The sequence below is a fragment of the Salinibacterium sp. dk2585 genome, assembly GCF_008001035.1.
GTDB lineage: Bacteria > Actinomycetota > Actinomycetes > Actinomycetales > Microbacteriaceae > Homoserinimonas.
Genome location: NZ_CP042856.1, coordinates 431,202 through 452,537, shown reverse-complemented (window position 1 = coordinate 452,537; position 21,336 = coordinate 431,202). Strand labels below are relative to the sequence as shown.

Genomic DNA, 21,336 nt, shown 5'->3' with positions numbered 1-21,336 from the left:
CCCGCCTTTCGTCACGGGCTCGAGTGGCCTCACATTACCGGCGGGAGGCGCGCTTGTGAACGATCCTCGCAGGCTGCTCGGGATGTTCCGGCCCGGCATCATCGCCTACAACGGCTACGACTCCGGGCTCGGTAACCGGGTGCGCGTCGTGCTCGGTGCGCAGAGCCTCGCCAGCCTCGAAGGTCGAGCCTTCGCCTACGTGTGGCCGACGGGGAAGCTCTTCGGGCCCCGCTTCTCCGAGCTCTGGGATTTCTCCGCCCCTGTCGTGCCTCGCGCCTTCTCGCGCGGCATCGCCCCCCTCTTCCCCTACGTCGACGAGACGCTCGAGTGGCTCGACGACGCGACGCGGCGGCAGCCGCTCTGGCAGATTCGCACGGGGAGCCCCATTCGGCTCCCCGCTGAAGCAGAGTCATGGCAGGAGCGCTTTCGCGCCCTGCGACCTACGGCACAGATCGCCGATCGGGTCGAGCGGATCTTCGACGAGCAGCTCCGCGGCCGGCCCTATATCGGCGTCATGATCCGAGCACACTCGGTTTCGCACGCGAAGACCCTGCAGGCCTCCCCCGTCGAGTGGTTCCTTGCGCGCCTGCGCGAGATCCGGCGCAGCGACCCAGACGCACTGTTCTTCGTCTCCTGTGACACTCCCGATGTCCAGTCGGCCGTGCTCGAGGCCGTGCCGGGGTGCGTGGCACAACACGACAAGGGACCCTACAACTCCACGGAGGGCGTGCTGTCGTCGATCGTGGACCTGTATCTGCTCGCGGCATCCGGATACCTCATCGGGCCCCACTTCTCGAGCTTCGTGCATCTTGCCGAACATCTCGCAGGTGACCAGCTCACGTTCGAGACCGCCCTCGACGGGTGCCACGGGCCCGTCGACTATCACCGCGTCGGGCTCGTCGCAGACCCGCTGCGGCCCGTCATCCGCGAGCAGATGAGGAGCCTCCAATGAGCCGCCTCGCGCTGCCTGTTTTCGTCGTCTGGCTCATCGCCGTCTGCTTCGTGCCGTACTGGATCGGCGTCGAGGTCGGCGTGGGATGGTCAGCTGCGACGATCGCCGCGCTCGCCGTCGCCGCGGTGCTGCTGCCCTTGCGCGAGATAGAGCCGGGACTCGTCGACCTTGCGGTCGCGTTTGTCGTGCTCGCCTACGTGTTCGCGGTGGTGATCGGCGACGCGAGCCTTTCTGCCGGGGTCGTGCTGATCACGCAATGGTGTCTCGGGTACCTTGCCGGGCGCGCCATCATGGCCCACTTCAGGGCACCAACAGTGAGCCTCCTCATCACCCTGGCTGTGGCCGCGGTGGCGCTCCTCGCGATCGTCGAGTTCATGACGGGCACGAATGTGTTCGTGCTGTGGGAGTCCGACAACCCCCTGTACTCGACCTGGGGCGACGTGCAGGAACGCGGCGGCGTCTCTAGGGTGGAAGGCGCGTTCGGCCATTCGCTGGCCCTCGGCGGGGCGCTCTCACTCGCGATTCCGTTCGCGCTCTCCGCACCGCTTCCCGGCTGGCAGCGGGCACTCATCGCGCTCACGCTATTGACGGGCGTCACACTGACCTTCAGCCGCACAGCCATGGTGTGCGCAATCGTCGCCGTGCTCTTCTCGGTGCTCCTCCAGAGCGGGGTGGGCACGCGCCGCCAGCGAGTCACGTTCCTGACGGGCGCATCCGTCGTCGGCGTCGTCGCGTTCCCCCTCATCGGCCGCGTGTTCGAGGCGGCGGGCGACGAGGCAGACAACAGCGCCGCGTACCGGGGCGAGTTGTTCTCCCTCCTCCCCCACATGCAACTGATCGGGCAATCCCCGGCCTTCCAGCGCACGCCCGACGGCAAGGCCTACTTCGGAACCTTCAGGTCGATCGACAGCGCAATCATCCTGACCGGCCTCACCTACGGACTCGTGCCGCTCCTGCTGCTCGGCGCCGTGCTCTTCGCGGGGGTCGTGCTGCTCGTGCGGGGTGAAGCCTCCGCGGGCACCGTTGCGGTGGTCGCACAGATTCCTGCGCTGGCGACGGTCGCGTTCATCACCCAGTACACGATCCTCTTCTGGTGTGTCGTCGGCGCCGCCGTGACGGGCCAGCAACTCCTCAGGGCGGTTCCCGCCGCCGCATTCGAACCATCCCTGCGTCGCACAGCACCTTCCCTCCATCCCACCTCCCGCCTCACGAAATCAGGTACGTCATGACCCACTCACCTGCAGCGGTTGACCGCCCGGCCACGCCGCCCGCTCGATCCCCACAGCCCCGCTTCGCCCTGCGCAGGATGCTGCGGCAGTCCTGGCTCGTCGCCGCAGGTGCGGTGCTCGGAGTCGTCGCCGCCATGGCATTCACATCGGCCGCCACTCCCGAATACACTTCCAGGGCGAGCCTCCAACTCTCACTCGCCTACAGTTCCTCGGCGACCGACATCAACCAGGGCGCCGCATACACCCGCTCCGAGATGCTGTCGTACGCGGAGCTCGCCACCTCGACGACGATCCTCCAGCCCGTCGTGAGGGAACTCGGCCTCACCATCTCCCCGGCGGCCCTCGCCGGGCGACTCGCCGTGACGACTCCACCGAACACCTCAGTGCTGCATATCGCGGCGACCGACACCTCACCGCGCGCCGCAGCATCCATCGCAAACGCGGTCGCTGGCAGCCTCTCGAGCTACGCCGTGGCCCACTCGCCGGCAGACGATGAGCTCGGCCCGCTCCTTACGGTGACGACCATCGCATCCGCGTCGCCACCAAGCTCACCTTCGAGTCCGCGCCTGCAGGTGAACCTTGCGGCTGGTCTCCTTCTCGGCCTTCTGGCCGGCGTGCTGGCGGCAATGGTGAGGCTGCGTGCCGACACCAGGCTACGCACGGTTGCCGACATCGCAGCCCTCACGGATGCGCCCGTGCTGGGCACACTCGCGCGGCGGCGCCCAGATCATGCATCCCAAGGAGTCCGACTCCTTGCCGCAGCGTTGCGTCACTCGCTTGCAAGCGATCCGAGCGCGGCACTCATCGTCACGCCGGCCGCACGCCGAGCCGAGGTGTCGGGCCTCACCGATGAGCTCGCTTCGACCCTGACGGCCATCGGCCTGCCTGCAGCAGCCATGGTGGGCGACCTCGGCCATCGGGGCACGCAGGCGCACACCCCGGACGACGCGCCCGCGCTGGAGTCCTTCCGAGCGGGGCTCTCGAAACGACAGGAGGAGGTCGACACCGTGCTCGTGTCGGCCCCGTCGATCGCCGCCTCGGCCGACGCCGCCATCCTCGGCGCTTTCGCCTCGGGCGCCCTCGTGGTCGTGCATGCGGGAGCCGTCAGGGCGGAGCACCTGCACGCAGCGCTCCAGCAACTCTCAGCCGCAGGTCTCCCGACGCGGGGCATCATCCTCGACGAGGCCCGTATGTCGTCTGCCGGCACCAGCGAACACGGCCACTCGAGGGCGGGGCTCGCGGCTCGTCTGCGCGCAAGGATGTCGACGCCGCGCGCTAAGGGCGGAAAAGCACCCGTCCAGAGCCTGCAGCGTGGCTGAACTCGAGGCGGTACGAATCGTGTTGGTCCTCAGGGACGGAAAAGATGTAGGTGCCGCGCGCGGTCCCGGCCGGCGCGAGCTCGCCCCCGAGCGGGTCAGCGCTCTCGTCGTTGAGCAGCGGCGAAGCCGGCGTCGTGTCGTCTCCGTAGTAAAGGTTCACGCTCGCGCCATCAAGCGAGATCGGATTGCCGGAGCCGTTGGTGACGACCAGCACGAAGCGCAGGGCTGGACCGCTCGTCTCCCCGACGCCGCGTCCTTCCGCCGCGAAAGGGACGACATCCGTGACCTCCGCCGTGACACCGGCACCGAGCTCCACCTGCTCACCGACGGGCACTTCCTCCGCGGCGTCGTCCGCGGGAGGGGTGCCGCCGTCAGCATCCCGTTCCACGGGCGTCGAACTCGGGGTGGCGGATGGGGTGCTACTCGCGCCCGGCGTCTGCATCCCGGGGGTCTCCCTGCCCTCCTCCTGACCGACGGCGAGATACAGCGCAACGAGGCCGAGCCCAAGCACGATCGCTGCGGCAGCCGCTATCGCAAAGAGCAGTCGGCGCCGCGCGCCATCCGGCCGCGTCTCTTCTGCGGGCTTGGTGTCGGCCATGTGGGACCTCCCAGCGTCGAGGGCGAAGCAGCATCATGCCGGGCGCCCGAGCGTCGTCATCTCTCGGAACCACTTGACGAGGGCCGCAATCAGGAACAGCGCGGTCGCCGCCGCGATGAAGGTGTACAACGCGAGGAACACCGGCATTGCCCCGAGAAACAGGAACGACAGGCACAGCACCCCGTAGTCCATGGGCAGCACGAGCACGGCGCGGAGCCACGACGGACGCCCCGGCCCATCCGTTGCGAGCGAGGCGGCACCGTGCTGGCGCCGCAGCTGCTCGGTGAGGATCATCGCGAAGAAGAGGACGGCAGAGACGACGGCCGACAGGATCGGCACGAGCAGCCACCAGCGCTCAACCGCGTCGAAGCGGTAGAAGCCCACGGCGAGCGCGAGGGGCATCGCGGAGACCTTCGTGGCGTCGACGACGTGGTCGAGCCATTCCCCCGCCGGGCTGCTGACCCCTCGCAGCCTCGCCACCTGGCCGTCGGCGGAGTCGAAGGCGTAGCCCAGCAGGAGCAGGAGCGCGACGCAGATTCCCACGCCGACGCCGGGTGGCACGAGGGCCAGGATCGCGATGCCGACGAAAGTGAAGACGGCACTGATGCCTGTGATCGCGTTGGGGCTGAGCCCAAGGGAATGGCATACCGCGGCGAGCACGCGCCCGATTCGCCGGTTGACGTAGCGCGAGTAGGCGGGGGCGCTCCGAGCGGCCGGCTTCTGCGCGGCACGAAGCCGGCCGAGGGCATCCGAGTAACTCTCGCGCGTGGTCATGGTGACTCAGTGTCGTGCATGCACTCTCGCCTCCACAAGAGGCGGTTTGCAAGCCCGGCCCGCTCGCGAGTGGAGGGCTGAGCCATGCGAATCCTTGTGCTCTGGGCAGACGAGAAGTCGAGCAACCTCGGCGTGCGCGCACTCGCAGTAGGCACGACGGCACTCGCCCAGCGTGTGTGGCCTGGCGCAGAGACGACCTTCCTCAGCTTCGGGATGCGGCGGCCAGAGTTCCCCCTCGGAACCTTCGGCTCGATGGCACGCGAGTGGGTCACCGGCCGAAGGGGCATGCGGCGCTGGCTCGCGAGTTTCGACCTTGCCATCGACACGAGGGCGGGCGACAGCTTCTCCGACAGCTACGGCCTCCGGCGCATGGGCATCATGTCGGCCGTCGCGGAAAGCACTCGGCTCTCCGGCACGCCAGTCATACTCGGGCCGCAGACCATCGGCCCGTTCACGACGAGGCGAGGGCGGATGCTCGGCTGCCAGTCCCTCCGCACCGCGCGAGCCGTCATCGCCCGCGACTCGGCGAGCGAACACTATGCGAGGCAGCATGGCCGCTCGGTCGATGCCCGCAGCAGCGATGTCGTCTTCGCGTTGCCGAGCCGCCCTCGCACCGGCGAGCGAGACGTGCTCCTCAATGTGTCAGGCCTGCTCTGGGAGGAGAACCCCCACGTCGATGCAGCCGCCTACCGCACGAAGGTTCGTGACCTGATCGAAGGGATGCTCGCCGAGGGTCGCGAGGTCAGCCTCCTCGCCCATGTGCTCGACTCCGACGCAGCCGACAACGACGTGCCGGTGGCACGGATGCTCGGCGCCGAGTGGGGCCTGCCTGTGGTCGTGCCGTCGGGACTCGACGATGTGCGCGGGGTCGTGGCATCCTCTCGGCTCGTTGTCGCGTCGCGCATGCACGCGTGCCTCAATGCGCTGTCGGTCGGCACGCCGGCGATCCCGCTCGCGTACTCGCGCAAGTTCGCTCCCCTGCTCGCTGACCTGCAGTGGGATGCGACGGTCGACCTCCGCACGGAGCCGGACCCGGCCTCCGCGGTCGTGCGCCTGATGCGCGAGGTCGACCTTGAGGCGAACGCCTCCGCGGTCGCTGAGCGCGCGAGGGCCAGCTTCGCCGAGGCCGAGCTCGCGCTTGGGAGGGCACTATGAAGACCTTGGATGGGGCCGTGGCTGCCGTCGTCGCGTCGGGCAACTGCTCCGGATGCGGGGCCTGCACCCTGCTTGATGACGGCCTGCGGATGCACCTCAACGAGTACGGCTACGCGCGACCGACCAGGGTTGCCGGCACGCGCGGTTCGCGCGGCGACGCCGCGGCGTTCCGCAAGCTGTGCCCCGGGGTCGGTGTCGCGGCGGCCCGCCCGTCGGGGTCTCGTCGCCACCCGACGATGGGCCCCCATCTCGGAGTCTGGACGGTCCACGCGAGCGACGCGGAGGTTCGCCGCCGCGGCAGCAGTGGGGGAGCGATCACGGCCATCACGACCTGGCTCCTCGAGCGGGGCGAGGCGGCGAAGGTGATCGGTGCGTCCGCTGACGCGGTTGAGCCGCGTCGCACCGTGAGCGTGACACTCCAGTCGAAGGAGGAGGTGCTCGCGGCGGCGGGATCGCGCTACGCGCCGACCTCCAATGCGAGCGTGGGGGCAGTGCGGGATGCGGGCGCAGCGGTCGTGGGTAAGCCGTGCGAGGTTGCGGCGTTGCGCGCCCTGGCTTCCGTGACTCCCGGGCAGCACGCTCCCCTGCTCATCTCGTTCTTCTGCGCCGGCACACCGAGCCAGCATGCCACCGAGAAGCTGCTCGAGTTCCTCGGGATGCCGCCTCTCACGCCCCTGCGGGAGCTCTGGTACCGAGGTCGAGGCTGGCCGGGTCGGTTCACCGCCATCGCTACGGACGGGCGCACCGTGAGCACGGACTACGACGACTCCTGGGGCGCCCACCTCGGCCCCACCGCGCAGTGGCGCTGCAAGCTGTGCCCCGATGGGGTGGGCGAGAGCGCTGACCTCGTCGCGGCTGACTTCTGGCACACCGATGACCGTGGATACCCCGTCTTCACCGAGAGCGAGGGGGTCAGCGCGCTCGTGGCTCGCACCGCGCGCGGGCTCGACGTAGTCGAGCGGGCGATCGCGGCGGGAGTCATCGTGGCGGCACCCCTCCACATCGACCGGCTCGCCGCCGTGCAGCCCCTCCAGCGACGTCGCCGCCAACTCCTCTTCGCTCGGCTCCTCGGCGCTCGCCTCGCCGGCCGCACCGTGCCGCGCTATCGCGGCTTCGGCCTCCTCCGGCTCGCCCTGCACCGGCCAATGCAGGCCGTGCGGACCGCGCGCGGAACCTACCGCAGGGCGCGCGAAACCGGGGTGACCCCGTGACCGCCCGCGACACGGCGTCGCCCGGGCTCGGCCGCAGGGCGGCCCGCGGAGCCACCGTCACCGTCAGCGGCCAGATCCTGCGCATTCTGGTGCAGATGGCATCCGTCGCGGTGCTCGCGAGGCTGCTCGCGCCCGCCGACTACGGCCTCGTCGCCATGGTCGCAGCAGTCATCGGAATCGGCTCGATCCTGCGAGACTTCGGGCTCTCCTCCGCCGCGATCCAGTCGCGCGACCTCAGCAGGGCCCAACGCGACACGCTCTGGTGGGTCAACACCGGCATCGGGGTCGCACTGACCGGGGTCGTGTTCCTTGCGGCACCGCTCGTCGCGGCCCTCTACGACCAAGCGCTGCTCGAGCCCATCACGCGCGTGCTCGCGGTGACCTTCGCGATCAACGGGATGGCGGCCCAGTGGCGCGCTGACCTCGTTCGGCGCCTGCGCTTTGTCCCGCTCGCGATCATCGAGGTGGTGGTTCCCACGGTGGCGCTGGCTGGGGCGATCGTGACCGCGATGCTTGGCTGGGGCTATTGGGCGCTCGTGGCGCAGCAGATCGTGCAGGCGCTCGCCTTCGTCGTACTGTTCGCCGCGATGGCCGGGTGGGTCCCGCGGCTCCCCCGCCGAGGGACGCCCATGCGCGGGCTCCTTCGCTTCGGCTGGAACCTCTCGGCAACCCAACTCATCAACTACGTGGGCAACAACCTCGACTCCGTCATCATCGGCGTGCGATTCGGTGCCGTGGATCTCGGCGTCTACAACCGCGGTTACCAGCTCCTGATGGTGCCGCTGAGCCAGCTGCGCACGCCTTCGACGACCGTCGCCCTCCCTGTGTTGAGTCGGCTCGAGCACGACAACGGTCGCTTCGGCGAGTTCCTCCTGCGGGGCCAGCTCGCCCTCTCATGGACACTCATCGCCGGCCTCAGCGTTATCGTCGGCGCGGCCGATCCACTGACACTCGTGTTCCTTGGCGAGCCGTGGATGGCGGCAGCTCCCGTACTCCGGCTCCTCGCCGTCGCGGGCATCCTGCAGACCCTCTCATACGTCGGCTACTGGGTCTACCTGTCACGCGCTCTCACGGGGGAGCTCCTGCGCTACTCGCTCGTGAGCACGGGCATCCGCATCGCATGCATCGTGCTCGGCTCGCAGTGGGGCGTCATCGGGGTCGCGGCGGGCTTCGCGCTCGCTCCAGCCATCGCCTGGCCCATCTCGCTGTGGTGGCTCTCGCGGGTCACCGTGATCCCCACGCGCCGACTCTTCGCCTCGGCACTTCGTTCGCTGGCCCTCGCGGCGCTGTCGGCGAGCGCCGCGGGCTTCGCCGTCTGGGGAACGCAGGATCTCGGCGTGGCGGCGGGGCTTGCCGCCGCCACTGCCGCTGCGGTCGGCGTCTACTCGCTGAGTGCACTGCTGATCCCGCGCGTGCGACGCGACCTGGTGGAGGTCATCGCGATCTTCCGGATGCTTCCCAAGGCAAGGAGCACAGCATGAACGCTCGCCTTGGCATCATCGTCGTGAACTTCGGCTCACACTCGTTGCTCGACGAGAACTTCGGCACGCTCGACCTCGACCGGCTCAACGCCGTGCTCATCGTGGTCGACAACTTCAGCAGCACGGAGGAACGGCGGGCCATCACGGCCCTCGCGAGGATCCACGGTTGGCACCTTGAGGGTGGGCCGAACGTCGGCTTCGGCGCCGGCGTCAACCATGGCGTCGCACGGGCCCGCGACCTCGGATGCGATGCCTTCATCGCCATCAACCCCGACGCGCGGGCGGATGTCGCGGCGCTCGCAGCCCTCGCAGAGCACGCCCGACAGCATCCCTTGGCCCTCGTGGCTCCCACCATCACGGGCACGGACGGCGGCCACTGGTTCGCGGGTGGCACCGTGCTCGTGCGCGGGGGCCGCACCACGACGGCGCCCGGCACCGACAGTTCGGAGCCGGGCGGGTGGCTCACCGGTGCCTGCCTCGCCTTCAGCGACCAGCTATGGCAGGCGACGGGCGGTTTCGATGACCGGTATTTCCTCTACTGGGAAGACGTCGATCTCTCCTGGCGCTGCGTCGCCGCTGGGGGACACCTCATCGTGCGCCCCGACATCCGCATCACCCACAGCATCGGGGGCACCCAGCTGGCCGCGGGCACGGCGAAGTCGGCGACCTATTACTACTACAACTGCCGCAACCGCCTGCTCTTCGCTGCCAGCCATCTCTCCAAAGCCGATGCGTTGCGCTGGCTCTTGCTCAGTCCCGATTATGCGCGGCGCGTGATGCTGCGCGGCGGCAAGAGACAGTTCCTCCACAACCCGTGGCGCCCGGTGTGGGCCAGCGCTCGCGGCTCGCTCGCGGGGATTCGCGCACTGTTGGCATCAGGGGGTGCGCGGGCCACAGGGCGCAGAGACAGCCGCGACCGGGTCTCAGCTGGGTGGCTTGTGGCGGTTGCGACCCTCGTGCTGACGGGGACGCTTGCGCCCGTAATCGCCAGGGCACTCGACAGCAGGGGGGCGCCGCAGCCTACGTCCGAGAGGGTTGCTCCGAGCCCCTCGGCGCCCTCGCCCGCACCTGCCCCGGCCGCGCCTGCTCCGGCAGCACCGGGGCCGGGCAATACGGGGGTGCCGACCGGGATCGCCCTCAGCCGCTTCGATGGAGACCTCGTCATCACCAGCCCGGGCGCCGTGATCGACTCCCTCGACATCCACGGCTTCGTCCGCGTCGAGGCACCGGATGTCATCATCCGCAACACCATCATCCGCGGGCGTGAGGCCGCAAGCAGCGCGATACTCCTCTTCGCGGGCAGCCCGGCGGCCAAGGGACTGCTCGTGCACGACAGCGAGCTCGTTGCCTCGCACCCCTCCCCGATCGTTGGCGGCGTGTACGGCTACGGCTTCACCCTGCGCAGAGTCGAGATCCAACGTGTCGTCGACTCCGTGCACATCTTCGGCGACAACGTGCTCATCGAGGAGTCCTGGCTCCACGACAACCTTCACTTCACCCACGACCCCGCGTGGAACGGCGGGCCCAGTCACGACGACAGCGTGCAGGTGCAGTCAGGCAGCGACATCGTCATCCGCGGCAACACCATCAGCGGCGCTTACAACGCGGCGCTCCAGATCACGCAGGACCGGGGCGTGACCTCCCACGTGACGTTCTCCGACAACAGGGTCTCTGGGGGCGGGTGCACGGTCAACGTGGCCGAGAAGGGTCGCGGCCCCATCGCGGGACTCAACATCACAGGCAACTCGTTCGGCGCCTCGCGGCTCGGATGCACAATGCTCCTCCCGCCCAGCACCGAGGCACATATAGCCGACAACACCACCACCGACGGCAGCACAGTGAGGATCGACCGACGTGCCCAATAGACGAATCAAGAGGCTCCTCCAGCTGCGCCGCCGCGATGCGGAGATGTCATCGCTCGTGCTCGCGGGCAAGCTGCCATCGCATCGCCTGCGGGTTGCGGCCATCCGAGCATGGGGAGGCTCCGTGCATCCGGATGCCACGATCTACCACGGCTTCGAGATCCGCGGCGCAGCGCACTTGACAGTGGGAGCGCGCAGTTCTATCGGCAACGGTGCGATCCTCGACGCGCGTGCCGGAATCACGATCGGTAACGACGTGAACCTCTCGACGGGCGTGCATATCTGGACGGGCCAACACGATCCGCAGAGCGAGGACTTCGCCTACGAGAGCGCCCCCGTTGTCATCCACGACCGGGCGTGGTTGAGCACCCGCGTCACAGTCTTGCCGGGTGTGACGATCGGGGAAGGAGCGATCGTCGCCGCGGGGGCCGTCGTGGCTCATGACGTGGAGGCCTTCACCATGGTCGGCGGCGTGCCCGCCAAGCCGATCGGATCGCGTCGGCGCGGCCTGCGCTATCGCCTGCCCGTGAGCCGACTCAAGCCGTGGTGGTGGTGACGATGAACCGACCCTTCGCCGATGGCCTGCGCGTGGGATACGCAGCGGGCGCCTTCGACCTCTTCCATATCGGGCACCTCAACATCCTGCGACGGGCGCGATCTGAGTGCGACTTCCTCATCGCGGGCGTCGTCTCCGACGAGATGCTTGAGCGGAGCAAGGGGGCGCGGCCCGTCGTGCCACTCGCGGAGCGTCTCGAGATCGTGCGAAGCGTGCGATATGTCGATGACGCCGTCGCAGAGGTGGTGCCCGACAAGCTCGAAACCTGGCGGGCCGTCGGATTCACCCACTTCTTCAAGGGCGACGACTGGAGGGGCACAGAGCGCGGGATCCTCCTGGAGCAGCAGTTCCGGGCCGTCGGGGTCGAGGTGGTCTACTTTCCCTATACGGGCGGCACCTCGAGCACGCGGCTCCGCCGAGCACTCGATCTGCTCGAGGGCGCTCGGTCGCCGGCGGCAAAGGTCGAGCTGGAGGGTGCCGAGTAACGCCCGCGCCGGCTTAGCGTGCCTGCTGCAGGATGTCGCGTGCGATGTCCTGCCCGCCTCGCCCGAATCGCGAGTAACGACCCGTCATCGCTTCGCCCATCACCGGCAGCAACCTGAGCACCCTGGTGCGGGGAAGCGTCTGCCGGATGCGGTCGTGTGCCAGCTTGTCGGCCGCCGCCTTCGCAGCGGAGTCAGATACATGCCCCTCCGTAGCGAGACGCTGTAGCCGCTCTTGCAGGACTGCGGCGCGCTCGACGAGGCGCGCGTTCCGGGCCTCGCGCGGCGTGATGAGGCGCGCGAGGCGGCCGGAGAGGCCGCGCTGCTGCACGCCGATCTGGTTGCCGCTGTGCTGACGGTAGTCCAGCAGCTGTTCCTCGACGAAGTGGGTGCCGCCCGTGACCGCGGCAACGATCGCGAGCCACTCGTCGTGCACCCAGCCCGGCGCGACGGGGAGCGCCCGGTCGAGTAGCGTGCGCCGCAGCACGACCGTGGCGCCGGTCACAAGGCTTCGGCGCAGGAGCGTGTCGAAGCTCTGACCGGCCGTCAGTTCCCGACGCTCGCGGGCACTGATCCGTTGTGTTGCTGCGAGGCCGTCCCCGAAAGGGATGCCGTCCGATCGCACGAGTCGCGCGTCGGAGTGCACGAGGAGCAGCTCGGGCCGCTCCTCGAAGACGGCCGCTACATGCTCGAGCCGGTCGAGCCGCCACACGTCGTCCTGGTCGCAAAGTGCGACGAGGTCGCCCGTGCACTGCCGCAGGGCCTGCTCGAAGTTACGCACGACTCCGAGCGCGGGGCTGTTGCGCAGCACCGTCAGGGCGGGGCGATCCCCCTCATGGCGCTCTATCTCCTCCGTGACGATGCGCACAGTGTCGTCGCTCGACGCATCGTCGGAGAGCACGATCTCGGCTACAGGCACTGTCTGTGCCAGGATGCTCGCCACCTGGGCGCGAACGAAGGCAGCGCCGTTGTGGGTGCAGAGTGCAACGCTGACGCGGAGGACCATCCGCTGATTCTGCCGCGCCGCATGGCCACCCGCCAAGGAGTAGACGGATGTTTCGTCCCTCGTCCCCTTGACTGGTGCGGATGCGGATGCGGATGCCTCGGAGTGAGCACTCATAAAAGGTCCGTATTCTTACGTTCGCGTTCAGCGCATGTAGACCTGCAGCGTTCTCCCGACGCACTTCCCCTTCATTCCTTCCTCAAGCGGAAACGGCACTTCCTTGTCTAGAACCACGCCCCGCCACACCCCCAAGCGGGGACTCAACATCGTCCTCGCCACCCTCATCGCGGTCACGGGCGCCACCATGGCCACCGGCGCGGCGCCCGCCGCATCCGCCGCGACCATCGGCCCCACAACCACGCCCAACGCCGACAACACCGGCGTCCCCGCCGGCACTAAGCTCAAGGTCCACTACGGTGACCTCGTCATCAAGACACCTGGTGCCGTCATCGACGGTCTCGACATCCGCGGATTCGTTCGCGTCGACGCAGCCAACGTGACCATCAAGAACTCGATCATCCGCGGCACCGACCGCAAGGAGATGGCGATCCTGATCCATGCGGGCACCGACGCCTCCAATGGCCTCGTGGTGCGCAACGTCGACCTGAAGCCGAGCACCCCCACGCCCCACATCAACGGCGTCTACGGCTACGGCTTCACGCTCGACCGCGTCGACATCAGCAATGTGATCGACTCCGTGCACATCTTCGGCGACAACGTGACCATCGCGAACTCGTACCTGCACGACAACCTGCACTACGCGAACGATCCCGGCTGGAACGGTCACAGTCACGATGACAGCATCCAGCTCCAGAAGGGCAAGAACATCCAGATCGTGAACAACAGCATCAGCGGCTCGTACAACGCCGCCCTGATGGTCACGCAGGATCAGGGCATCGTCTCCGACGTGCGCCTCAGCAACAACGTCGTCAGCGGCGGCGGCTGCACCGTCAATGTTGCAGAGAAGAAGAAGGGTGCCGTCAAGGGGCTCAAGATCGCCAACAACATCTTCGGCGACTCGCGTTTCGGCTGCTCCATGCTGATTCCGCCGACGACCGACGTCTACCAGAAGAACAACGTGAAGGCCGACGGCTCCACGCTGCGCGTCGACCGCCGCCAGCAGTAAGCCCGCGCAGCAGCGAAAGGACCGCCCGACTCGGGCGGCCCTTTTCTCGCTCACACAGACCCCCCTTTCGGGGGGTTCTCAGGTTTCCTCCGTATCGTACGTCGCGCTCGAGCACCCCGATCGCTCGGCGACCACGGCACCACACACCCGACCGCCCCGCGAACCCGACGGAGAGCTCACGCCATGGCCCCATCCACTCGCGCCCGTTGGCGCGCCATACTCACCCTCGTGCTGAGCTGCGCGCTCCTGTCGACAGGCGCCACGTTAGGCACATCCATGCTGACGAGCGAAGTCAGCACGACTCCGGCTGCCCCGTCTGCCGAAGCCGTGGCCGACGCGGAACCCGAGACCGCCGGGGACACCGCACCTGACGCGGCGAAGGGTCCCACGACGGATCCCGACCGTGATCCGGCTCCGCGTCCGGCGCCGGTGCGCCCTGACAACGGCGACACCACCCCGTCTCCCGCACCCGTGACCACGCCCGCACCTGCACCTGCACCTGCACCTGCACCTGCACCCGCGCCAGCTCCCTCCCCTGCGGTGCCTCCCGCTCCACAGCCTGCCCCAGCGGAGTCTGCCCCCGCGGAGCCGAATACCGCCACCCCAGTGGCGAAGCCCGCCAGCCCTGCAGGGACGCCCAGCGCAGCTGGCAGCGTCGGCGCACGCTCTGTCGGGGTGCCCGCGGGCACCCAGCTCAAGGTGCACTCGGGTGACCTCACCATCACGACGGCGGGTGCGGTGATCGACGGGCTGGATATCCGAGGCTTCGTGCGCGTCGAGGCCCCCAACGTCACGATCAAGAACACGATCATCCGGGGCCGCGCATCCGACAGCACCTCGATCCTCCTCTACGCCGGCAGCGGCACCTCTTCGGGGCTGCGGGTGATCGATAGCCAGCTTGCCCCGACCCACAAGACCATTCGCACCAACGGCGTCTATGGTTTCGGCTTCTCGCTCACCCGAGTCGACATCCGTGACGTAATCGACTCCGTCCACATATTCGGCGACAACGTGACGATCACCAACTCCCACCTGCACAACAACCTGCACTACGCGAACGACCCGGGCCACGGCGGAGGGCCGAGCCACGATGACAACGTGCAAATCCAAACGGGCCGTAACATCCGAATCGAGGGCAGCACGCTGAGCGGCGCTTACAACGCCGCCGTGCAGATCACGCAGGACCGTGGTCGCGTCGGCAACGTCACGATCAAGGGCAACCACATTTCCGGTGGCGGATGCTCCATCAACGTTGCCGAGAAGGGCAAGGGCGCCATCGCGGGCCTCACGATCGAGCGCAACGTCTTCGGCAAGTCGCGCTTCAACTGCAACATGCTCGTGCCGCCGACGACGATGCTCGTGAACGTCGCCAATTCCAGTCTCGAGGGCGCTCTCACGCTCAACCGTCGAGCCCAGTAGGAGACGACTCAGCGCAGCATGGGCCCCGCGGCGGGCGCGATCGTCTCGACGCGCAGGCTCTGCACGCGCGGCGGCCGCTCAGGGGTCAGCTGGATGTGGGCCCTGACGGCCCCCGTGTGGCCCGGCATCGACCACGACAGTTGGGACGGGGCGACGGATGCCTCGTCGCGCGCCGGCGCGCCGGTGAGACCGCCGACGGCACGAAGTGCAGCCGCGAGGGCGTCCCGGCGCTGCGGATAGGGCATGTCGAGTTCGACGTTGGGCGTGAAGAGCTGGCGCGCCGCATCGTCGCTCCAGTCGGCGAGGAGCGCGGTGACGGCGGCCTGCGCCTCGCGCGTCTCGGGCCACAGCTGCTCGAGCAGGAACCCGGTGCGGGAGGGGCGCGTGCGCTCGAGGAGCAGGTCGAACGCCCGCGTCGTCGCGAGCGGCACGCGTGAGAAGGTCGCGTTCTCGAAGGCCACGACGCCGAGCCCCAGTTCGGTCGACCAGCGCATGTGGGCCGAGCATCCGGGGTACCCGCCCGAATGCGATGCGACGGGGCCTTGGCTTTCGTAGTGCTCGACGAAGAGCCCCAGCCCGTAGCCCATCGGATGCGCGGAGCGGCCCGGCACGATGCGCTGCCCCTGCTGCATCTCACGCCGACTGGCCCGACTGAGCACGCGCTCGTCGCTGCCCGCCGGGTCGAAGGCATCCGCGAGCCATCCCGCCCACCGGGCGAGGTCGTTGACCGTGCTGAACAGCCCGCCGATAGGCGAGAAGGCGCCTGGGCCCGAGAAGGGCACGTAATCCCATGTGCCGTCGAGGTGACGTGCGCCCTGGGCTGCCTCGTCGCCCGTGTAGCGGTCGAACTCGAAGGCGGTGCGGTGGAGTTCGAGCGGCTCGATGAATCGCTCGCGCACGAAGGCGCGGTAGCCACTGCCAGACACGGTTTCGATGGCGCGGCCGAGGAGGGCGTAGCCGAGGTTGGAGTAGCTGAAGGTCGTGCCGGGAATCGTATCGAAGGAGAGTCCGGCGGCGAGCAGCGCGTTCAGCTCCTCCCTCGTCATGGACTCCTGGCGGTCGCCCCAGGGGTCGTCGGTCGGCAGCCCGCCCGACATGGTCAGCAGCATGCGAAGCGTGATGGCGGGCGAGTCTGCGCTGGGGAGCACGACATCCGCGAACTCGGGAACGTGCGCGCTGATGGGGTCATCGAGCCCGAGCTGGCCCTCGTCACGCAGCGCGAGCAGGGCAGCTGCGGTGAAGCTCTTGGTGCAGGAGGCGATGCGGTAGGCGGTGTCAGGGCCGGGCGTCGCGCCGCTCCGCAGCGCACCGGCCGAGCCGCTGTGCACGAGCCCACCGCGGTCGAAGACGCCCCAGGCTGCGCTCGGCGAGGCACCGCCTGCCTGCTGGCGCGTGAATACGCGGTCGACCTCGGCGAGCGCCTCGGGAGTGATGCCGTTCATGGTCGTTCCCTTCATGCTGCCGCGACGACGGCGAGCACCTGTTCGCCGTAGGTGTCGAGTTTCTTCTGCCCGACTCCGCTCAGCCTGGAGAGACCGGCGAGCGTTTCGGGTCGAGCCGTGGCGATCGCTCGCAGCGTTGCGTCTCCGAAGACGACATACGCGGGCACGCCCTGCTCTTTCGCTGTCGCCGCACGCCACGCGCGCAGCGCCTCGAAGAGCTCCAGCTGAATGGGCTCGAGGTCCGCCAGAACGGCGCGAGTCTTGGGTGCCCGCCGAGCGGCTCGTTCCGGCTCGGTGCGGAGGGAGACGGGGCGGGTGCCAGAGAGCACGGAGGCCGAAGCATCCGTCAGCGCCAGGATGCCGTAGTCGCCCTGCGTCGCGAGCAGGCCCTGGGCGAGCAGCTGCCGAACGACACCGCGCCACTGCTGGTCACTGAGGTCAGCCCCGATGCCCCAGGTGGCGAGCTGTTCATGGCCGTGCTGCCGGGTGCGCGGGGTCTCCTTGCCGCGGAGGATGTCGATGATCTGGCCGGCGCCGAAGGTCTGGTTGCGTTCGCGCTGCAGGCGCACGATAGTCGAGAGGAGCTTTTGGGCTGGAATCGTGCCGTCCCACGACTCCGGCGGCGTGATGCAGGTGTCGCAGTTGCCGCAGGGCTCGCTCGGCTGTCCGAAGTAGGCGAGCAGTTGCATCCGTCGACACTCGACCGTCTCGCAGAGGGCCAGCATGGCGTCGAGGTGGGCGCTCAGGCGACGGCGGTGCGCGAGGTCGCCCTCTGATTGGTCGATCATCCGCCGCTGCTGCACGACATCCTGCAGGCCATAGGCGAGCCAGGCGGTCGAGGGCAGTCCGTCGCGACCCGCACGGCCGGTCTCCTGGTAGTAGCCCTCAACCGACTTGGGCAGGTCGAGATGGGCGACGAAACGCACGTCCGGCTTGTCGATGCCCATGCCGAAGGCGATCGTGGCAACCATGACGAGGCCGTCCTCGCGCAGGAAGCGCGCCTGGTTCGCGGCCCGCACCTCCGCCGGGAGGCCGGCGTGGTACGGCAGCGCGGGGATGCCGTTGGCGACGAGCAGCTCAGCGGTCTTCTCGACCGAGGCGCGCGAAAGGCAGTAGACGATGCCCGCGGCATCCGGATGCTCGCTACGAATCAGGTCGAGCAGCTGCTTGGCGGGCTGCTCCTTGGGCACGATGCGGTACTGGATGTTGGGGCGGTCGAAGCTCGCCACGAAGTGCCGGGCGTCGTCCAGCTGCAGGCGGTGGGCGATCTCGGCGTGGGTCTGCCGTGTCGCCGTTGCCGTGAGGGCGATGCGGGGGATGTTCGGCCAGCGCTCGTGCAGCATCGACAGCCGCAGGTAGTCAGGGCGGAAGTCGTGCCCCCACTGCGCGACACAGTGCGCCTCGTCGATTGCGAAGAGCGCGATCGGAGCGCGATCGAAGAGAGCGACGGTCGACTCGAGCGCGAGCCGTTCGGGCGCAAGATAGAGGAGGTCGACCTCGCCCGCGACGAAGGCAGCTTCGACCCGGCGGCGCTCGTCGAGGCTCTGCGTCGAATTGAGGAACTCGGCCCGCACCCCGTTGGCTGCGAGGGCATCCACCTGGTCCTGCATGAGCGCGATGAGCGGCGAGATGACAACCCCTGTGCCCTCACGGACGAGCGCGGGCACCTGGTAGCAGAGGGACTTGCCGCCTCCCGTCGGCATGAGCACGAGGGCATCGCCGCCGTCGACGACGTGACGGATGATCTCCGCCTGGTCGCCGCGGAACGACTCGTAGCCGAAGACACGGCCAAGCACCTCGAGGGCGGCGTCGGGTGAACTCACCTGGGTCATGCGTTCAAGGCTAGCTGTGCCATCCGACGACTGCGCCTACGCTCTGGACAAGCGGCCGCGCCCGAGCCTGTGCAGGATCTGCGGGTTGAGTAGCGCGCAATCGCTGGCGCGATTGCTCCCAAGCGATTCGCGCTACTCAACCCGCGGGGAGACCTTGTAGACGAGGCGCGCGAACTGGCCGTACTTCTCGGCGCTCGTGAGGCGCAGCCGGTCGGACTCGATACGGCGGGGGAACACCGGCGCCCCGCCCGTGAGCGCGACTGGTGCGACCGAGAGCGCGATCTCGTCGAGCACTCCAGCGTCGAGGAACTGCCCCGCAAGGTCGCCGCCTCCGACGACCCAGATGTCGCCGCCCGCTGCGATCCCCAGCAGCTCCGGCAGCAGCTCCGTGATCGCACCCGAGCGGAATCGCACGTCAGCCCCCTCTGGCACGGGCAACTCCCGCGTCGTCATGACGTAGACGGGCCGATCACCGTGGAATTCGGCCCACTTCTCCGGATGCTCGATCACTGCATCGTGGCTCAGGATCCACTCGTACGTGGTCGAGCCCTCCACCAGCACAGCGGCACCGGAGGGGAAGAGCCCCTCATCCGGGTGGTCCCCGCCCTCCACCGCGAAGAGCCAGTCGAGCGAGTTCTGCTCATCGGCGATGAAGCCGTTGATCGTCGTGGCGGTGTCGAAGAGGATGCGTCCCTTGGTCTCCATGCGCCGACGTTACTGCGCACAGCCGACATCCGCCCCTCGAAGAAGGGAGGCAGTCGCGCTACTTCTTCTTCGCCGCCTTCTCCTTCTTGCGCAGGTCCTTCTCGTGCACGGGAGCGTTGCCCGAGGCACGGAGCTTCACGTAGTAGTTGCGTGCCTCGTCCTGACGCTCCTGCTCGGCGCCCGACGCGATCTTCGCGCGCAGGTGCACCTGCTTGAAGCCGAAGGCGTCGACGAGGTCCTGCGCGTGGGGGCGGAGCCGCGCAAGCAGCCGGTCGATGTACGCCGTGACGGCCTGCGCGCGCTGCGGCGAGAGACGGCCGTTCATGAGGTACCAGGCGAGGTGCTTCTCGATCAGCCCCAGGCCGAAGACATCGTGCAGCCACGTGAGCACCTGACGGGTGCCTGCATCCTCGAGCTTCTCGACCGCGGTCGTGAAGGCTTCCCACTGCAGCAGCTCGGCGTGCGCGCGAGCCGCCTCGATGAGCGCGTTCTGGTGCTGGTTGAAGAGCGCCTGCGCCTCGGCCGGCGGAAGCTTGGATGCCGGACGCAGCTTCTGCGCGACCTCCGCCACCATGGTCTCGACCCGGTCGGTGAGCAGTTCGCGCTGCACGTCGGTGTCGCGCACCTCGGTCACGGCACGCCGGGTCGAGCCGAGGTCCTTCACGCGCTGGCCGAGCGTCCGCAGGCCGAAGTGATAGACCCGCTCGGCCGCCTGGCCGACGGCGTACTTGGCCAGGGTGCCGGCATCCGCCCCCTTGAACTGGGCGGCGTAGTCACCCAGCAGGCGCTTGGCCACCAGCTGGAGCAGCACCGTGTTGTCACCCTCGAAGGTGGCGTAGATGTCGAGGTCGCTGCGCAGGCCGGTGAGGCGGTTCTCGGCGAGGTACCCGGCACCACCCGTAGCCTCGCGGGCCTCCTGCAGGATGTCGAGTGCGTTCCAGGTGGAGAGCGACTTGAGGGCGGCCGCGAGGGTTTCGAGATCTTCCCGCGCCTCCGGGGTGTCGCCCTTGCCGCTGAACACCTGGTCGAACTGCACCAGCAGCTCGTCATGAGCGAAGTACTGCGCGTAGGCCGTCGCGAGGCGCGTCAGCAGGCGGCGCTGGTGACGACCGTAGTCGAGCAGCACCTGCTCCTCGCCGTCGCCGCCCGCGAACTGGCGGCGCTGGTTGGCGTAGGTGACCGCGATCGTGAGGGCCATACCGGATGCGGTGGTCGCCGCACCATCGAGCGAGACGCGACCCTGCACCAGCGTGCCGAGCATCGTGAAGAAGCGGCGGCCGGGGCTCTCGATCGGCGACGTGTAAGTGCCGTCGGCCGCGACATCCCCGTAGCGGTTCAGCAGGTTGGTGCGCGGAATGCGCACATCCGTGAAGTGCAGGCGGCCGTTGTCGATGCCGTTCAGGCCGCCCTTGTAGCCGTCGTCCTCGCCGCCGATGCCGGGCAGGAACTCGCCGTCCTCGCCGCGCACCGGCACGTAGAAGGCGTGCACACCGTGGTTGACGCCCTTCGTGATGAGCTGGGCGAAGACGACGGCCGCGATGCCGTGCTTGGCGGCGTTGCCGAGGTAGTCCTTCCAGGCGCCGCGGAAGGGGGTGTTGATGACCCACTCCTCGGTCTGCTCGTCGTAGGTCGCCGTCGTGCCGACCGAGTCGACATCCGAACCGTGGCCCGTCTCCGTCATGGCGTAGATGCCCGGCACCTCCATCGTCATGATGCCCGGGAGGAAGGTGCGGTGGTGGTACTCGGTGCCCAGGTGGAGCACGGCCGCACCGAAGAGACCCCACTGCACGCCGGCTTTGATCTGCATCGACGGGTCACCCAAGACGAGGTCTTCGAACGACGCGATGTTGCCGCCGTGGTTCTCTTTGCCACCCAGCGACTTCGGGAACGCCTTCAGCACCCGGCCACTGTCGGCGAGCGCCTTCAGCTGCCCGAGGGCCCGCTCACGGTGGTCCTCCTTGGTGAGGTTGTCGATGCGGTGGAACTGCGGGTCCTCCATCGCGGCACGCGACTCGATGCGCTCCTCCGCCCACGTGCCGAGCAGCAGGCGCCCGAGCTTCTCGACATCGACGGATGCCGTCTCCGAGCTGTTGTCGAGTTGCTCATCAACGTGGCGCTCGAGCTCGGCCTCATCCTTGACTGCGGGCGGGACTGCAGACGTGCTGTTGGCGATGTCGACCATGACGTGGA

Annotated in this window: 18 protein-coding genes; 11 read left to right on the top strand and 7 right to left on the bottom strand. The window is 68.6% G+C overall.

Going from position 1 to position 21,336, the window contains the following annotated elements:
* Positions 1-55 precede the first annotated feature (55 nt).
* Genes FVA74_RS02110 through FVA74_RS02100 form a run of 3 tightly spaced genes read left to right on the top strand, consistent with a single transcriptional unit; the run spans position 56 to position 3,500 of the window.
* Positions 56-952 (top strand): hypothetical protein, encoded by an 897-nt coding sequence (locus FVA74_RS02110; RefSeq protein WP_147720146.1) that lies wholly within the window; start codon positions 56-58, stop codon positions 950-952.
* On the top strand, positions 949-2,181 hold the full coding sequence (locus FVA74_RS02105) for a hypothetical protein (RefSeq protein ID WP_147720145.1): 1,233 nt from the start codon (positions 949-951) through the stop codon (positions 2,179-2,181). Before FVA74_RS02110 ends, FVA74_RS02105 begins: the two co-directional genes overlap by 4 nt.
* The gene (locus FVA74_RS02100; RefSeq protein ID WP_147720144.1) at positions 2,178-3,500 is read left to right on the top strand and encodes a YveK family protein; all 1,323 of its coding nucleotides are present in this window, start codon (positions 2,178-2,180) and stop codon (positions 3,498-3,500) included. Before FVA74_RS02105 ends, FVA74_RS02100 begins: the two co-directional genes overlap by 4 nt.
* Here FVA74_RS02100 and FVA74_RS02095 read toward each other — a convergent pair.
* A complete protein-coding gene (locus FVA74_RS02095) occupies positions 3,457-4,098 on the bottom strand; it encodes a DUF4352 domain-containing protein (protein WP_147720143.1) in 642 nt (213 codons plus the stop codon). The two genes, FVA74_RS02100 and FVA74_RS02095, sit on opposite strands and share 44 nt — an antisense overlap.
* 33 nt (positions 4,099-4,131) lie before the next feature.
* Positions 4,132-4,872, bottom strand: coding sequence for a CDP-alcohol phosphatidyltransferase family protein (locus tag FVA74_RS02090; RefSeq protein WP_147720142.1), 741 nt, complete (start codon positions 4,870-4,872; stop codon positions 4,132-4,134).
* Positions 4,873-4,956: 84 nt separating this feature from the next.
* On the opposite strand from FVA74_RS02090, the gene FVA74_RS02085 reads away from it, so the two are divergent.
* Genes FVA74_RS02085 through FVA74_RS02060 form a run of 6 tightly spaced genes read left to right on the top strand, consistent with a single transcriptional unit; the run spans position 4,957 to position 11,622 of the window.
* Positions 4,957-6,027 (top strand): polysaccharide pyruvyl transferase family protein, encoded by a 1,071-nt coding sequence (locus tag FVA74_RS02085; RefSeq protein ID WP_147720141.1) that lies wholly within the window; start codon positions 4,957-4,959, stop codon positions 6,025-6,027.
* Positions 6,024-7,238 carry a Coenzyme F420 hydrogenase/dehydrogenase, beta subunit C-terminal domain gene (locus FVA74_RS02080; RefSeq protein ID WP_147720140.1) on the top strand — a complete coding sequence of 405 codons (1,215 nt, stop codon included), beginning with the start codon at positions 6,024-6,026 and terminating at the stop codon, positions 7,236-7,238. Before FVA74_RS02085 ends, FVA74_RS02080 begins: the two co-directional genes overlap by 4 nt.
* Positions 7,235-8,719, top strand: a complete 1,485-nt coding sequence (locus tag FVA74_RS02075) for a lipopolysaccharide biosynthesis protein (RefSeq protein ID WP_147720139.1) — start codon at positions 7,235-7,237, stop codon at positions 8,717-8,719. The genes FVA74_RS02080 and FVA74_RS02075 overlap by 4 nt, the downstream gene beginning before the upstream one ends.
* Positions 8,716-10,584 (top strand): glycosyltransferase family 2 protein, encoded by a 1,869-nt coding sequence (locus FVA74_RS02070; protein ID WP_168220020.1) that lies wholly within the window; start codon positions 8,716-8,718, stop codon positions 10,582-10,584. The genes FVA74_RS02075 and FVA74_RS02070 overlap by 4 nt, the downstream gene beginning before the upstream one ends.
* Entirely contained in the window at positions 10,574-11,137 is a 564-nt protein-coding gene (locus FVA74_RS02065; RefSeq protein ID WP_240792276.1) for a DapH/DapD/GlmU-related protein, read from the top strand. The genes FVA74_RS02070 and FVA74_RS02065 overlap by 11 nt, the downstream gene beginning before the upstream one ends.
* A gap of 2 nt (positions 11,138-11,139) precedes the next feature.
* Positions 11,140-11,622, top strand: a complete 483-nt coding sequence (locus FVA74_RS02060; RefSeq protein ID WP_147720137.1) for an adenylyltransferase/cytidyltransferase family protein — start codon at positions 11,140-11,142, stop codon at positions 11,620-11,622.
* A gap of 13 nt (positions 11,623-11,635) precedes the next feature.
* On the opposite strand, the gene FVA74_RS02055 is transcribed toward FVA74_RS02060, so the two are convergent.
* Complete coding sequence (locus FVA74_RS02055; RefSeq protein WP_240792275.1) at positions 11,636-12,739, bottom strand: glycosyltransferase family 2 protein; 1,104 nt, start codon at positions 12,737-12,739, stop codon at positions 11,636-11,638.
* A gap of 103 nt (positions 12,740-12,842) precedes the next feature.
* Between FVA74_RS02055 and FVA74_RS02050 the strand changes: the two genes are divergently transcribed.
* The gene (locus tag FVA74_RS02050) at positions 12,843-13,748 is read left to right on the top strand and encodes a right-handed parallel beta-helix repeat-containing protein (protein WP_147720136.1); all 906 of its coding nucleotides are present in this window, start codon (positions 12,843-12,845) and stop codon (positions 13,746-13,748) included.
* Positions 13,749-14,354: 606 nt separating this feature from the next.
* Positions 14,355-15,167: a hypothetical protein gene (locus FVA74_RS13505; protein WP_168220019.1), complete on the top strand. Its 813-nt coding sequence runs from the start codon at positions 14,355-14,357 to the stop codon at positions 15,165-15,167.
* An 8-nt stretch (positions 15,168-15,175) separates the two neighbouring features.
* Here the strand turns inward: FVA74_RS13505 and FVA74_RS02040 are convergent, their stop codons facing one another.
* The 4 genes from FVA74_RS02040 to FVA74_RS02025 all read right to left on the bottom strand — a co-directional run bounded on the left by FVA74_RS02040 (position 15,176) and on the right by FVA74_RS02025 (position 21,328).
* On the bottom strand, positions 15,176-16,609 hold the full coding sequence (locus FVA74_RS02040) for a serine hydrolase (protein ID WP_168220018.1): 1,434 nt from the start codon (positions 16,607-16,609) through the stop codon (positions 15,176-15,178).
* Between the two features lie 11 nt (positions 16,610-16,620).
* Positions 16,621-18,441 carry a DNA helicase RecQ gene (gene recQ / locus FVA74_RS02035; protein WP_147720134.1) on the bottom strand — a complete coding sequence of 607 codons (1,821 nt, stop codon included), beginning with the start codon at positions 18,439-18,441 and terminating at the stop codon, positions 16,621-16,623.
* A gap of 132 nt (positions 18,442-18,573) precedes the next feature.
* Positions 18,574-19,146: a dihydrofolate reductase family protein gene (locus FVA74_RS02030; RefSeq protein ID WP_147720133.1), complete on the bottom strand. Its 573-nt coding sequence runs from the start codon at positions 19,144-19,146 to the stop codon at positions 18,574-18,576.
* 58 nt (positions 19,147-19,204) lie between these two features.
* Positions 19,205-21,328, bottom strand: coding sequence for an acyl-CoA dehydrogenase (locus tag FVA74_RS02025; protein ID WP_147720132.1), 2,124 nt, complete (start codon positions 21,326-21,328; stop codon positions 19,205-19,207).
* Between the last annotated feature and the right edge of the window lie 8 nt (positions 21,329-21,336).

Coding starts and splice junctions, on each gene's coding strand:
- FVA74_RS02105 (WP_147720145.1), top strand. CDS start 949: ATGAGCCGCCTCGCGCTGCCTGTTTTCGTCGTCTGGCTCATCGCCGTC.
- FVA74_RS02100 (WP_147720144.1), top strand. CDS start 2,178: ATGACCCACTCACCTGCAGCGGTTGACCGCCCGGCCACGCCGCCCGCT.
- FVA74_RS02095 (WP_147720143.1), bottom strand. CDS start 4,098: ATGGCCGACACCAAGCCCGCAGAAGAGACGCGGCCGGATGGCGCGCGG.
- FVA74_RS02090 (WP_147720142.1), bottom strand. CDS start 4,872: ATGACCACGCGCGAGAGTTACTCGGATGCCCTCGGCCGGCTTCGTGCC.
- FVA74_RS02085 (WP_147720141.1), top strand. CDS start 4,957: ATGCGAATCCTTGTGCTCTGGGCAGACGAGAAGTCGAGCAACCTCGGC.
- FVA74_RS02080 (WP_147720140.1), top strand. CDS start 6,024: ATGAAGACCTTGGATGGGGCCGTGGCTGCCGTCGTCGCGTCGGGCAAC.
- FVA74_RS02070 (WP_168220020.1), top strand. CDS start 8,716: ATGAACGCTCGCCTTGGCATCATCGTCGTGAACTTCGGCTCACACTCG.
- FVA74_RS02060 (WP_147720137.1), top strand. CDS start 11,140: ATGAACCGACCCTTCGCCGATGGCCTGCGCGTGGGATACGCAGCGGGC.
- FVA74_RS02055 (WP_240792275.1), bottom strand. CDS start 12,739: ATGAGTGCTCACTCCGAGGCATCCGCATCCGCATCCGCACCAGTCAAG.
- FVA74_RS02040 (WP_168220018.1), bottom strand. CDS start 16,609: ATGAACGGCATCACTCCCGAGGCGCTCGCCGAGGTCGACCGCGTATTC.
- recQ (WP_147720134.1), bottom strand. CDS start 18,441: ATGACCCAGGTGAGTTCACCCGACGCCGCCCTCGAGGTGCTTGGCCGT.
- FVA74_RS02030 (WP_147720133.1), bottom strand. CDS start 19,146: ATGGAGACCAAGGGACGCATCCTCTTCGACACCGCCACGACGATCAAC.
- FVA74_RS02025 (WP_147720132.1), bottom strand. CDS start 21,328: ATGGTCGACATCGCCAACAGCACGTCTGCAGTCCCGCCCGCAGTCAAG.